Annotated in this window: 12 protein-coding genes and 1 tRNA gene; 4 read left to right on the top strand and 9 right to left on the bottom strand. The window is 72.4% G+C overall.

Features of this window, described 5'->3' with window-relative positions; translation table 11 throughout:
• Nucleotides 1–6: 6 nt before the first annotated feature.
• Nucleotides 7–654: a dihydrofolate reductase family protein gene (locus P696_RS48540; protein ID WP_034487198.1), complete on the bottom strand. Its 648-nt coding sequence runs from the start codon at nt 652–654 to the stop codon at nt 7–9.
• 48 nt (nt 655–702) lie between these two features.
• Entirely contained in the window at nt 703–2,184 is a 1,482-nt protein-coding gene (locus P696_RS0127575; protein WP_026414850.1) for an MFS transporter, read from the bottom strand.
• 150 nt (nt 2,185–2,334) lie between these two features.
• On the opposite strand from P696_RS0127575, the gene P696_RS0127570 reads away from it, so the two are divergent.
• Both P696_RS0127570 and P696_RS0127565 read left to right on the top strand, forming a co-directional pair.
• Nucleotides 2,335–2,790, top strand: a complete 456-nt coding sequence (locus P696_RS0127570) for a MarR family winged helix-turn-helix transcriptional regulator (RefSeq protein WP_026414849.1) — start codon at nt 2,335–2,337, stop codon at nt 2,788–2,790.
• Between the two features lie 138 nt (nt 2,791–2,928).
• Nucleotides 2,929–3,001: transfer RNA gene (locus P696_RS0127565), tRNA-Thr, on the top strand.
• Nucleotides 3,002–3,072: 71 nt separating this feature from the next.
• On the opposite strand, the gene P696_RS0127560 is transcribed toward P696_RS0127565, so the two are convergent.
• The 7 genes from P696_RS0127560 to P696_RS0127530 all read right to left on the bottom strand — a co-directional run bounded on the left by P696_RS0127560 (nt 3,073) and on the right by P696_RS0127530 (nt 9,969).
• On the bottom strand, nt 3,073–4,020 hold the full coding sequence (locus P696_RS0127560; protein ID WP_026414848.1) for an aldo/keto reductase: 948 nt from the start codon (nt 4,018–4,020) through the stop codon (nt 3,073–3,075).
• Between the two features lie 42 nt (nt 4,021–4,062).
• Entirely contained in the window at nt 4,063–4,995 is a 933-nt protein-coding gene (rlmB, locus tag P696_RS0127555) for a 23S rRNA (guanosine(2251)-2'-O)-methyltransferase RlmB (protein ID WP_026414847.1), read from the bottom strand.
• Between the two features lie 192 nt (nt 4,996–5,187).
• Nucleotides 5,188–5,778, bottom strand: a complete 591-nt coding sequence (locus P696_RS48535) for a Clp protease N-terminal domain-containing protein (protein ID WP_051468255.1) — start codon at nt 5,776–5,778, stop codon at nt 5,188–5,190.
• A 115-nt stretch (nt 5,779–5,893) separates the two neighbouring features.
• Nucleotides 5,894–7,288, bottom strand: a complete 1,395-nt coding sequence (gene cysS / locus P696_RS0127545; RefSeq protein WP_026414846.1) for a cysteine--tRNA ligase — start codon at nt 7,286–7,288, stop codon at nt 5,894–5,896.
• Between the two features lie 131 nt (nt 7,289–7,419).
• Nucleotides 7,420–7,830, bottom strand: a complete 411-nt coding sequence (locus P696_RS0127540) for a PPOX class F420-dependent oxidoreductase (RefSeq protein ID WP_245627834.1) — start codon at nt 7,828–7,830, stop codon at nt 7,420–7,422.
• A gap of 54 nt (nt 7,831–7,884) precedes the next feature.
• Nucleotides 7,885–8,646, bottom strand: a complete 762-nt coding sequence (locus P696_RS0127535) for a DUF6585 family protein (protein ID WP_026414844.1) — start codon at nt 8,644–8,646, stop codon at nt 7,885–7,887.
• A gap of 132 nt (nt 8,647–8,778) precedes the next feature.
• Complete coding sequence (locus P696_RS0127530; RefSeq protein ID WP_026414843.1) at nt 8,779–9,969, bottom strand: homogentisate 1,2-dioxygenase; 1,191 nt, start codon at nt 9,967–9,969, stop codon at nt 8,779–8,781.
• Nucleotides 9,970–10,666: 697 nt separating this feature from the next.
• On the opposite strand from P696_RS0127530, the gene P696_RS0127525 reads away from it, so the two are divergent.
• Nucleotides 10,667–11,449, top strand: a complete 783-nt coding sequence (locus tag P696_RS0127525) for a hypothetical protein (protein WP_157429951.1) — start codon at nt 10,667–10,669, stop codon at nt 11,447–11,449.
• A 54-nt stretch (nt 11,450–11,503) separates the two neighbouring features.
• Nucleotides 11,504–12,715: a fumarylacetoacetase gene (gene fahA, locus P696_RS0127520; RefSeq protein WP_425394167.1), complete on the top strand. Its 1,212-nt coding sequence runs from the start codon at nt 11,504–11,506 to the stop codon at nt 12,713–12,715.
• The last annotated feature ends 123 nt before the right edge of the window (nt 12,716–12,838 follow it).

The following is a 12,838-nucleotide window of genomic DNA, read 5'->3' as shown; positions in this document are numbered from 1 at the left end:
GGACGTTCACTCCACGGTGTAGCGGGTGAAGAGGTAGTCGCCGTCCGGGATGGCGTGCATCAGGCGCATCCGCCGCGGGACGTCGAGGTCCGGGCCGTTCAGGATGCGGGAGGCGCCCCCGGCGATGATCATCGGGCTGAGAGTCAGGCACAGGTCGTGCAGCCATCCGGCCGCCGCGACCTGCGCGAGCAGCGTCGGGCCGCCCTCGCAGAGGAGGCGCTGGTGGCCGCGCCTGGCCAGCTCGTCCAGCGCGGCGCCGATGTCGGAGGACGCCTCCCCTGCGACCAGCACGTCCGCGCGCTCGCGGGCCCGCTCCAGCCGGTCGGCGGAGGCGGACCCGCAGGTGATCACTATCGTCCGGCCGCCGTCGAAGAGGCCGCCGTCCAGGTCCAGGTCCAGGCTGCGGGAGACGATCGCGAGCGGCGGCGCGTCGTCCGGCCAGGAGTCGTACTCGCGGACGGTCGCCGCGCCCATGACGACCACGTCGGCGAGGCCGCGCAGCGCGGCCATGAGCGCGTGGTCACCGGGGTATCCGAGCGCGCCGGTGTCGCCCTTGTACTGGATGCCGCCGTCCAGCGTCGCGATCATGTTCGCCCGCAGCCACGGCGTCCGGTCGGGATAGGCGTACCGCTTGAGCAGCTCGTCGATGTCCACCCTCCGACTGTAGGCAGGACGTTCCGGAGCGGAACGCCCTGCCCCGGGTCAGGAGCGCGTCCGGGCGGCGGGTTCGGCGGTCGCGGCGGGCGACGTCGCCGGGACCAGGCGCCTCGGGAGGGTGAGCGTGACCAGCGCGGCGACGACGGCGACGCCGCAGCCGAGCAGCATGGCGGCGCGGAACCCGTCCTCGGACGGCAGGACGTGCCCCGCGACCGAGACCGTCATCTGGGACAGGATGACCCCGACCAGCGCCGCGCCGGTGGACGTGCCGAGCGACCGCATCAGCGTGTTGAAGCTGTTCGCCGCGCCCGTCTCGGACTGCGGGACGGCGCCCATGATCAGCGCGGGCATCGCCCCGTACGCGAGGCCGACGCCGCCGTTGATGACCAGCGCGACGACCAGGACGCCCCAGGCCGAGCCGATCAGCGCGAGCGAGACGCCGTAGCCGAGCGCGATCACCAGGCTTCCGGCGCACAGCGTGGTCTTGGGGCCGCGCGCGGCCGACAGCTTCGCGCCGAGCGGCGAGATCAGCATCATCATCAGCCCGGCGGGGGCCATCCACAGGCCCGCGGCGAACATCGACTGGCCGAGGCCGTAGCCGAGCGCCTTCGGCAGCTGGAGCAGCTGCATCAGCACGAGCGACTGCGCGTACATCGCGCAGCCGACCAGGATGGACGCGACGTTCGTCAGCAGCACCTGGCGGCGTGCGGTGGTCCGCAGGTCGACCATCGGGTCGGTGATCCGCAGCTCGAACACGCCCCACGCGAGCAGGACGATCACGGCCGCGCCGAACAGGCCGAGCGTGGTGCCGCTCGTCCAGCCCCAGTCCGCGCCCTTGGACACCGCGAGCAGCAGGCAGACCACGCCGACGCCGAGCCCGACCGCGCCGATCACGTCGAACCGTCCGGACCTCGCGCGGACGGGCGTCGCCGGGACGAGCATCCAGATCAGCACGCCGATGACCACGCTGAGCACGGCCGACGCCCAGAACAGCACCCGCCAGCTGGTGTTCTCGGCGACCGCCGCCGCGACCGGCAGGCCGAGCGCGCCGCCGATGCCCATGGACGAGCTGATCAGCGCGATCGCGCCGCCGAGCCGTTCGGGCGGCAGCACGTCGCGCAGCGCGCTGATGCCGAGCGGGATCAGTCCCATGCCGACGCCCTGGAGCCCGCGTCCGATGATCATCGGGACGACCGCTGACGACAGCGCGCACACCACCGAGCCCACGACCAGCGGTACCACGCTGACCAGCAGCAGCCGCCGCTTGCCGTACAGGTCGCCGAGCCGTCCGACGGCCGGGATCGCGACCGCGCCCGCGAGCAGCGTGGCGGTCACCGTCCAGGACGCGTTGGACGCGCTGGTGTGCAGGATGCCGGGCAGCCGTCCGATCAGCGGCACCACGAGCGTCTGCATCAGCGCGGCGACGATGCCCGCCACGGCCAGCACGGCGACGATCCCGCCGCCGGACCGGACGGCCGGGACCTCCGGTGGGGACGCCTGCCCGGCTGCTGACTCGGGTTCGGCCATCGTGTTCTCCTGCGTCGTCGGGGGCGAGGGTGCATGTGCACGATACACATGACATGCACGATGCACAAAATGTGCGCGATGCACATCACGAGACCGTGTGGTAGGGATGGAGCCAGCCGGACGCCCACGGGGAAGGACTTCGAGAACGCCATGCAGAAGCCGACGGACCTGGTCGAGTACGAGACCATGCTGCTCGGCCGCCACCGCCCGCTGCTCTCCTCCGGCCCCGAGTCGGAGATCGGCGGCCTGGAGCGCAGCGCCTACATCGTGCTCAGCCGCGTCCGGATCGAGGGCCCGATGACGATCCGGCAGCTCAGCGAGGCGTTCGGGCTCGACCAGTCCACCCTGAACCGGCAGACGTCCTCGCTCGTCCGGGTCGGCCTGCTGGAGCGGATCCCCGACCCGGAGGGCGGCATCGCCCGCAAGTTCCGCCTCACCGCCGAGGGCGAGCGCCGCCTGGACGAGTGCCGCGACGAGATCGTCCAGGGGCTGGACAAGGTCATGGCCGAATGGTCCGCCGAGGACGTCGCCGCCTTCGCGGCCTTCCTCAAGCGCTTCAACACCGACATCGAGCGCCTCTCCGGACGTCCCTGGCCACGCCCGTAGGCGTCCGGAAAACGCGTCGAAGCGGCCGGCGGACGTCCGAAAACGGCCCAGAACGGCCGGGGGACGCACGGTCGCGCCGCGACGGAGTGAGCAGGGACGCGCGGACCCGTCCCTTCGACTACGATGCGGGACGTACTCGCCAGCGTGGCTCAATTGGCAGAGCATCGGTCTTGTAAACCGAGGGTTAGGGGTTCAAGTCCCCTCGCTGGCTCACAGACGAGGCGTCCTCCACGGGTGGAGGACGCCTCGACGTCTTTCAGGGCCGCGCCCCTTGGAGGGCCTTCAGTAGCGGGTGCCGACGGGCGGCGGGACCTCGGCCAGTTCGACGAGATCGGCGTCCGTCAGGGCCAGGTCGGCGGCCCCGCAGTTCTCCTCCAGCCGGGTCAGCCGCTTGGTGCCGGGGATCGGCACGACGTGATCGCCCTGGGCCAGCGTCCAGGCGATCGCGACCTGGCCTGGCGTCGCCCCGTGCCGGTCGGCGACCGCACGGACCCGGTCGACGATCGCCAGGTTCGCCTTCAGCGCCTCGTCCGCGAACCGCGGCAGCCGGGCCCGGAAATCGTCCTCGCCGAAGTCCGCCGAGGAGGTGTACTGGCCGGTCAGGAAGCCGCGGCCGAGCGGCGAGTAGGGGACGAACCCGACCCCGTGCTCGGCCGTCCAGGCGACGGCCTCGTCGTCCCGCGTCCACAGCGACAACTCGTTCTGGACGGCCGCGACCGGGTGGATCGCATGGGCCGCCGCGATCTGCTCAGGCCGGACGTCCGAGATTCCGAGATTCCGGACCAGGCCCTGCCCGACCAGTTCGGCGAGCGCGCCCCAGCTCTCCTCGAGCGGGACGTCCTCGTCCACCCGATGCAGGTAGTAGAGATCGATGCGGTCGGTGCCGAGGCGGCGCAGCGACTCCCGGACGGCGGCCCGGATGTGCTCCGGACGGCCGTCCCGGTACATCGCGCGGTTGTCCTCGCCCTCGGGGATGCGCAGCCCGACCTTGGTGGCGAGGACGACCTCGTCCCGGCGGCCCTTCAGCGCCCGTCCGACCAGCTCCTCGTTGGTGAACGGGCCGTACACGTCCGAGGTGTCGATCAGCGTCGCGCCGAGGTCGATCGCCCGGTGGATCACCCGGGCCGACTCGGCCTCGTCGCGCTCTCCCACGGTGTAGGCGTGGGTCATCCCCATGCAGCCGAGGCCGACGGCCCCGACCGACAGTCCACCGATATCGCGCGTGTCCACAAAAACCTCCGGTTCCGTGCGTTTTGCCGGAACCGACGTTACTCAGGACGAACGGCGACGCGACACTTCGTAGAGCGCGACACCGGCCGCGACACCGGCGTTCAGCGACTCCGCCTGACCCGGCATCGGGATCGTGACGAGCATGTCGCAGGTGTCGGCGACCAGCCGGCCGAGGCCCTTGCCCTCCGAGCCCACGACCAGCACGAACGGGCCGTCCGCGATCTCCAGGTCGCCGACCGTGGTGCCGCCCGCGGCGTCCAGCCCGGCGACGAAGCAGCCCGCCTTCTGGTACGCCTTCAGCTGCCGGGCGAGGTTGGTGGTCTGCGCGACCGGGATGCTCGCGAGCGTCCCGGCGGAGGTCTTCCACGCGCCCGCGGTGACACCGGCCGCGCGCCGCTCCGGCACCACCACGCCGGACGCGCCGAACGCGGCGGCGCTGCGCACGATCGCGCCGAGGTTGCGCGGGTCGGTGATCCCGTCCAGCGCGACGATCAGGGGGCGGGTGCCGCGGAGCAGGTCGTCCGCGTGGGCGTACCGGTACGGCTTGACCTGCAGCGCGATCCCCTGGTGGACGGCCCCGTCGGTGAGCCGGTCGAGCTCGGTGCGCCCGGCCTCCAGCAGCGGGATGTTCCGGTCGGCGGCGATCTGAATCGCCTCCCGGATCCGGTCGTCCCGCGCGTCGGTCACGTACAGCGCCGACCCAGGCACCTTGGCGCGCAGCGCCTCGACCACCGGGTTGCGGCCGGTGACCAGCTCCGGCGTCTCGCCGGTCGCCCGCCGGGCCCCGGCCGGGCGTCCGGTGGGCGCCTTGGCGGCCTCGGCCGCGGTCTTGCGGGCGGCGCGCACCCCGCCCGGACCGAGCGTGTCGGTCCCGGTGCGGCGGGAGCTCTTGACGGCCCGGGCCTTCTGGCGCTTGCCGTGCCAGTGCCGGTTCTCGGCCTTCGGGGTGGGGCCCTTACCCTTGCGCTTCGGCATGATTCCTTTACGCCCTTCGCGACGTTGCGGCTTGCGGAGTGCACGCCCTCGTGGCGTCGGGCGGCTCAGATCTCGGACGCGCCCGGGGATTTCCGCGCGCGCCCTCCAAACCTCTGATTTTAGGCGCCGTCCGCCCCTGCCCACGCCATCACCCTGGACCGGCCTCGCTCCTCGCCCTTCGGGGACGGCGGTTCAGGACTCCGGACGGTCGTTCGGCGGGTCCAGACGGGCCGCGAGCCGGACGAGATGGGTCTCGATGGCGGTGAGGCGGGCCTCGATCCGCTCGAGGCGCTCCCCGGCGACGGCGCGTCCGCCGCGCAGGAGGCTGAGCGGCATGGTGCGGGCCGCCCGCCCGCGCAGCGACCGCTCGACCTCCCGCCGGACGAGCTCCAGGTCGCCGACGGCGTCGGCGATCACCCGGACGGCCCGCCCCTGGCCCTCGCGGATCATCCCGAGCAGCAGGTGCCCGGGGACGATCACCTCCGAGCCGAGCCGGCCCGCCTCACGGAGCCCGAGCTCCAGCACCTTCTTGGCGCGCGGAGTGAAGGGCACGTGGTCGGGCGGCCCGCCCTCGTCGGCCGGGACGAGCTCGGCGAACTCGGCGCGCAGCCGCTCCAGGTCGAGTCCGGCCCGGCCGAGCACCGAGCCGACCCCCGGCTCGTCACCGCGGACGAGGCCGAGCAGCAGGTGCTCGGCGCCGATCGCGGAGTGCCCGAGCCTCCGGGCCTCGTCCTGGGACAGGACGACCGCCTGCCGCGCGTCGTCGGAGAACCGTTCGAACAACGGGACCACCTCGCAGGAGATGCGACGGACCCTTCCGACGCTACGCCGCGTCCCGTCCGCCCGAACAGCGCCGGACGGGCGGGAACGCGGCGGTTCGCGGGATCGGGGCGGGACGTCAGTCGCGCTTCAGGTCCCAGCGGGGGCCGTGGGGGGTGTCCTCGACGAGGACGCCCGCGTCGGTGAGCTGGTCGCGGATGGCGTCGGCGGCGGCGTAGTCCTTGCGCTTGCGCGCCTCCTGCCGCTGCTCGAGGGCCACCTTGACCAGGGCCTCGACCACCGGGGTGAGGTCGTCGCCGGTCGTGGCGTCCCACTCGTCCGACAGCGGGTCGAGGCCGAGCACGCCGGTCATCGCCCGGACCGAGGCCAGGTGCCGCCGGACGGCGTCCTTGTCCTCGGCGGCGAGGGCGTTGTTGCCCTCCCGGACGGTCTCGTGCACGGCCGCGAGCGCCTGCGGGACGCCCAGGTCGTCGTCCATGGCCTGGACGAACGCGCCCGGCAGCCCGTCCGGCTCGCCCGCCCCGACGACCTCGGCGGCGCGCTTCACGAACCCCTCGACGCGCTGGTAGGCGGCGACCGCCTCGGCGAGCGCGGCGTCGGTGTAGTCCATCAGCGAGCGGTAGTGCGCGGACGCGAGGTAGTACCGCACCTCGGCGGGACGCGCCCGGCCGAGCAGGTCGGTCAGCAGCACGACGTTGCCGATGGACTTGCTCATCTTCTCGCCGTCCACGGTGAGCAGCCCGTTGTGCATCCAGTAGCGGGCGAAATCATCGCCCGCGGCCCTGGACTGGGCGATCTCGTTCTCGTGGTGCGGGAAGATCAGGTCGACGCCGCCGCCGTGGATGTCGAACTCCGGGCCGAGGTACATCGTCGCCATCGCCGAGCACTCCAGGTGCCAGCCGGGACGGCCCTCGCCCCACGGCGTCTCCCACGCGGGCTCGCCCGGCTTGGCGCCCTTCCAGAGCGCGAAGTCGCGCGCGTCGCGCTTGGCGTCCTCGTTCGGGGTGTCCCCGGCCGACCGCATGTTCTCGAGGCGCTGGTTGGACAGCTCGCCGTACCGCCCGGCCCAGGAGTTCACGTCGAAGTAGACGTCACCCTCGGACGCGTAGGCGTGCCCGTTGTCGATCAGCCGCCGCATCAGCTTGATCATCTCCGGGACGTGCCCGGTCGCGCGCGGCTCGATCGTCGGCGGCAGGCAGCCGAGCCGCTCGTACCCCCGGCCGAAGATCCGCTGGTTGCCCTCGGCGACCGCGAACCACGGCTCGCCGGTGTCGGCGGCCACCTTGATGATCTTGTCGTCGATGTCGGTGACGTTCCGGACGAAGGTCACCTCGTACCCCGACGCCCGCAGCCAGCGCAGCAGCACGTCGTAGATGACGCCCGAGCGCAGGTGCCCGATGTGCGGGGAGGCCTGCGGCGTCGCACCACAGACGTACATCCCGACGCGGCCCTCTCGGAGCGGCTCGAACGCGCGGACGGTACGGGTGCTGGTGTCGTAAAGGCGCAGGCTCACGCCCCAAGGTTATTGGATCGTGCGGGAGGCGTGCCGTCCCAAGCCGACCTTTCTTCCCTGCCTCCCCGCCCGCCCCACGCCCGGCCGGACAAGGCCGGGAGGGGCGGCCACGCGGCGACGCGGCGGGTCGGTCAGCGGCTGAAGACGTAGGACGGGGTCACGCGGACGATCACGCGCTCCTCCGGTCCCTGCGGCTTCCACGGGCCCCCGGTGTACTTCTGGGACAGCTCCTCGATGAGCTCGGCGTCCGGGTCGTCCTCGATGGTGACCGTGCCGCGGATCTCGGCGTAGTCGTAGGGGTTGGCCAGGTCGTAGGTCGTCAGGTTGATCCGCGGGTCGCGGACGAGGTTGGTGTGCTTGCGCCGTCCCCTGGTCGTGGAGAACACGACCGCGTCGCCGTCCACCTTCGCCCAGACCGGGCTCGCCTGCGGCGCGCCGTCCGCGTTGATCGTCGCCACCGTCACGAAGTTCTTCCCGTCGAACAACGCACGGGCCTTGTCGTTGAGCGCCTTCTCCGCCATGCCGCCCCTCCAGACGATCATCAGGTCAGGGCATCGTCGCACGCGCGCCGTCCGCCGGCGATCACCCGGGGTCCACTACCGGACGGGACGGTCACGCGCCCGCGCCGTGGCGAGGCGCGCGCAGAGCTCCACGAGCGCGACCGCGTTGGGCGTGTGCGCCGCGAGCGCGGTCAGCTCCCGGACGCCGTCGGCCGAACCCACCCTGACCAGCCCGTTCGCCATGCTCACGTCACGGACGGCGGGCCACGGCACCAGCTGACCGTCCTTGCCGATGCCGTCCGGGCCGACCTCGAACGCCCCGAGCCGGGCCGTCCCGCCGCTCCGCACGACCGCCGTGAGCCGCGGGACGGCCCGCGCCGTGACCTCCGCGACGACGACGTCGCCGAGTCGCCGCACGTCCGGCAGCCCGTCGTCGAGCGGCAGGTCGCGTCCGCCCTCGGCGGTCACGGTGAAGCGCCAACGCGTCCGCCCGCGCGACCCGCCGCGAACACCCGCGACGGTCACGGCGGACAGGTCGTCCCAGCGGTAGGCCACCGCCCGTCCCGTCCCGGCGTAGACCAGGCCGCCTCCGAACAGGTAGACGACGGGTCTGTCCTCCCGCAGCCCCGCGCGCAGGAGGATCCGTACCGCGAGGACCAGATACGCGGCGCCGACGGACGCGGCCAGGATCCCGATCCAGAACCGTCCCGCGCGCAGGTACAGGACGGACGCGGGCGCGAGCACGAGGACGGCGAGACCGAGCAAGACCAGCCAGCCGACCGCACGCCGACGGCCGGTCCGGGCGTCGAACACCCGGACCGGCACGCCGAGCCCCTGCGAGGCAGCCCGCTCCAGCACCGAACGAGGAAATGGCACAAACTACCGATTACCCCGACGCCGCCGAAGAAAATCACCATCCCGCGCCATTCCCCCGTCACCGCCCCGCCGCACCCTCGTCGCCAGAGCCGGCGCGATCGCGGGTTCGGCGCGTCAGGTGGCGGTGCGCGCCCAGGTCCAGGCGTATTCGGGGTCTTCGCAGCGGCGGGCGGCGGGGCCCAGGTCCAGCGGACGGAACGTGTCGATCATGACGGCCAACTCGGAGGACCGGTCGTGCCCCTGCTTCACCGCGTCGATGACGGCCTCCACCGCGCCCGGCTGCGGCCCGTGCGTGAACCCGGCCGGATGCAGCGAGATCGATCCGACCCCGATGCCCGAGCCCTTCCGCGCCGAGTAGTCGCCGCCGACGTAGAACATCATCTCGTCGGAGTCCACGTTGTGGTGGTTGTACGGGATCGGCACGGCCTCCTCGTGGAAGTCCAGCGGACGCGGGCAGAAGGAGCAGATCACGAAGTTCGGCCCCTCGAACGTCTGGTGGACGGGCGGCGGCGCGTGCGTCCGCTTCACAATGGGCTCGAAGTCGTGGATGTTGAACACGTACGGGTACAGGCAGCCGTCCCACCCGACCACGTCGAACGGGTGGTTCAGGTACGTCAGCCTGGACAGCCCTCCACGCGTGCGCACGATGACCGGCACCTCGCCGCCCTCCATCTGCAAGGGCTCGGCGGGCGCGCGCAGATCCCGCTCGCTGTAGGGCGCATGCTCAAGGAACTGCCCGAACTGCGACAGGTACCGCCTGGGCGGACGCACATGGCCGCTCGCCTCGATGACGAGCGCGCGGACCGTCTCGCCCTCCTTCGGGACCCAGCGGTGGATCGTCCCGGTCGGAATCACCACATAGTCGCCCTCGCCGACCTCCAGCGCGCCATAGGTCGACTCGAACGTCGCCCGCCCCGTCTGGACGTAGACGACCTCGGCTCCCACCGAGTTGCGGTACAGCTCGCTGGGCCCGCCGGACGAGGCCACGAACGACATCCGCACGTCCTGGTTGCCGAACAGGACCTGGCGTCCGAGCACCAGGTCCCCGCCGACCGGGAGATCCTGGGTGCGGTAGCCGCGCGGCTGCAGCGGATGGTTCGGGGCCAGCCCCTCCGCCACGGCCACGTCGTCCAGGCCCTCGCTCTTGATGATCGCCGTCGGGGCGTGCCGGTGGTAGAGCAGGCTCGAGTCGGAGGAGAATCCCTCCTCGCCCATCAGCTCCTCGGCGTAAAGACCACCGTCCGGACGGCGGAACTGCACGTGACGCTTGCGCGGAACCTCACCCACGACCCGGTAGTACGGCATCGCTGCCTCCAATAGGGGACGTCATCGTCACCAACACCGTACGTCGCGACACGTTTCGGACGCAGCACACCCGCACACGCGCGTGCCGCCCCCGTCCCGGCCCGCCGCCGACGCTCTCCTGACGCCCCTCCGCTGACTCCGCGCCCCGATACCGCGTCCAATTCCCCCTGGCGAAGGCCATGCCTCAGCCACGGAAATCACAGAACGATCGTCGATGCGGGCTCACCAGCGCCCCTCGCGCGTTCGGCGGATGCGGGCCCTTCGACCTCAGCGCGCTCCGGGAACACCAAAGGACGCGAACACCACGCCAACCCCTCCACCGAAGGCGAACAGCAAGGCACGGACTCCGCCATGACACGACGGATCGCGAGTCCCGCCGCAGGAACGACCAAGAGGGAATCTCCGTCATAGCGAACTCAGGCGCGGATGGAACAGCCCGCGGGGGCGGGTAGGGCGGCGGGTCGGCCCGCAGGGCCCAGGCGCGTCGGCGCGCGGGCACGGGCGGGTCGGCCCGCAAGCACGGATGGGGCGGCCCGCGGGGGCGAGTGAGGCGGGGCGCAGGCGGCGGGTCGGCCCGCAGGGCGCAGGCGCGTCGGCGCGCGGGCACGGGCGTGGTTTGGGGGGGCCGGAAATGGTCGGGTGGGGGTGGGGGTGCGGGGGTACTTCTCCAGGTATGGGGCGACTGTTCGCTGGGATCGTGGATGACGCGGCGCTGTTCCCGCCGGCGCGGGAGTCGTTGGAGAAGGCTCTGCCCGCGTATCGGGACGCGGCCGGGGACGTGGTGATCGGGCGGTTCCTGTGTCCGGCGTCGCGGGTCGCCGAGTTGCGGACGCTGCTGGCGGCGGACGATCTCCTGGATGTCGGGGTGATCGCGGACACCGGGGTGGACGACCTGCCGAAGGCGTTGGAGGACGTGGTGTCCGAGCCCCGGCTCCGGCTGCGGGGGATCGAGGTCGCGTTGCCCGAGGACGCCGACCAGGCGCGGGCCGCGACGGTCACGATCGCGGCGCTGGCCACGGAGGCTCCGGCGTTCCTTGAGGTGCGGCGGGCGGCCTCGTGGCACGTGGTGCTGGACGGGATCGCCGCCGCGCGCGAGGCCGGGGCGCAGGTCGGGGCCAAGCTCCGGACAGGCGGGGTGACGGCCGACGCGTTTCCGTCGCCCGATGAGGTCGCGGTCTTCGTGGGGGCGTGCGTCGAGCGGCGGTTGCCGTTCAAGTGCACGGCGGGCCTGCACCATGCCGTGCGCCACGCGGACCCGGAGACGGGGTTCGTCCACCACGGGTTCCTGAACATCCTGCTGGCCACGGCGCACGGCGGGAGCATCGAGGACCTCCTGGCGACCGATCCGGTCGCCATCGCCTCCCGGGTGCGTGGCCTGACCGATGACCAGCGCGAAACGGCGCGCCGGATGTTCACCGCGTTCGGCTCCTGCGACATCGACTCCCCGCGCTCGGACCTCGCCGACCTCGACCTGCTCTGAGCGCGGCCCGGCAGGGGGTTGGTCGATCCGGATGGGCGGGGAAGGATGGTGCGCATGACGTGGCTTGAGGTCGACGAGGACAGCGGCTTTGGCATCGAGAACCTGCCGTACGGGGTGTTCCGGCGGGACGGGACGGACGCCAGGGTCGGCGTGGCGATCGGGGATCGGGTGCTTGACCTGGCCGGACTGGCCGGGGCGGGGCTGGTCGAGGGTCGCGGCTGGTTCGCATCCGGGACACTGAACGGGTTCATGGCGGCGGGACGGGCCGCCTGGACGGCGAACCGGGCCCGGCTGCGGGACCTGCTCACGGACCCGGCGCAGCGGGCGGCGGTGTCGCCGCATCTGGTGCCCGTGACGGACGTCGAGCTGCTGCGCCCCTTCGAGGTCGCCGACTACGTGGACTTCTACGCGTCCGAGCACCACGCGACGAACGCCGGACGGATCTTCCGGCCGCAGGGCGAGCCGCTCCTCCCGAACTGGAAACACCTTCCGGTCGGATATCACGGACGGGCCGGAACGGTGTACGCGTCCGGGACCCCGATCGTGCGGCCGTGCGGGCAGCGCAAGGTGGGGCCGTCCGACGCCGCGCCGTCGTTCGGGCCGACCCTGAGGCTCGACATCGAGGCCGAGGTCGGATTCGTCGCCGGGACGCCGTCGACGCCCGGACGGCCCGTCACCCCGCGCGCGTTCCGCGATCACGTCTTCGGGTTCGTGCTGGTGAACGACTGGAGCGCACGGGACATCCAGGCGTGGGAGGGGCAGCCGCTCGGGCCGTTCCTCGGCAAGTCGTTCGCGACGTCGGTGTCGCCGTGGGTGGTGCCCGTCGCGGCCCTGGAGGCGGCGCGGGTCACCCCGCCCGCGCAGGACCCGGTGCCCCTGCCCTACCTGCGCGCCGACGAGCCCTGGGGACTGGACCTGCGCCTGGAGATCCTGATCAACGGAGGGTCCGTCTCCCGCCCGCGCTTCGAGCGGATGTACTGGACGGCGCCGCAGCAGCTTGCGCACGCGACGGTGAACGGCGCGTCGCTGCGCACCGGGGACCTGTTCGCCTCCGGGACCGTCTCGGGACCCACCAAGGAGGAGCGCGGCTGCCTGCTGGAGCTGACCTGGAACGGCACCGAGCCGCTGGAGCTTCCGGACGGCGCGAAGCGCGCGTTCCTCGAGGACGGCGACACCGTCACCATCCGCGCGACCGCGCCGGGCGCGAACGGCACGACGATCGATCTCGGCGAGGTGACCGGCACCATCCGCCCCGCGAACTGCTGAACGTCTCATACGTCGAGTCTGCGCCGCCGGAGCGGGACAACGGAAAGTTACCCACAAGTTGTGGATAACCTCCGGCGCGCAGAACTCGCGAAGGCGCGCGAAGCCTCGCGGGTGCCCGCGAAA

Source organism: Actinomadura oligospora ATCC 43269 (assembly GCF_000518265.1).
In the GTDB taxonomy this organism is placed as follows: domain Bacteria; phylum Actinomycetota; class Actinomycetes; order Streptosporangiales; family Streptosporangiaceae; genus Spirillospora; species Spirillospora oligospora.
This window is presented reverse-complemented; position numbering and strand designations above follow the sequence as displayed.

Excerpts from the sequence above, each read along its gene's own strand:
- P696_RS0127575 (WP_026414850.1), bottom strand. The coding sequence starts at position 2,184 with ATGGCCGAACCCGAGTCAGCAGCCGGGCAGGCGTCCCCACCGGAGGTC.
- rlmB (WP_026414847.1), bottom strand. The coding sequence starts at position 4,995 with ATGCCGAAGCGCAAGGGTAAGGGCCCCACCCCGAAGGCCGAGAACCGG.
- P696_RS0127530 (WP_026414843.1), bottom strand. The coding sequence starts at position 9,969 with ATGCCGTACTACCGGGTCGTGGGTGAGGTTCCGCGCAAGCGTCACGTG.
- P696_RS0127570 (WP_026414849.1), top strand. The coding sequence starts at position 2,335 with ATGCAGAAGCCGACGGACCTGGTCGAGTACGAGACCATGCTGCTCGGC.
- fahA (WP_425394167.1), top strand. The coding sequence starts at position 11,504 with ATGACGTGGCTTGAGGTCGACGAGGACAGCGGCTTTGGCATCGAGAAC.
- P696_RS0127540 (WP_245627834.1), bottom strand. The coding sequence starts at position 7,830 with ATGATCGTCTGGAGGGGCGGCATGGCGGAGAAGGCGCTCAACGACAAG.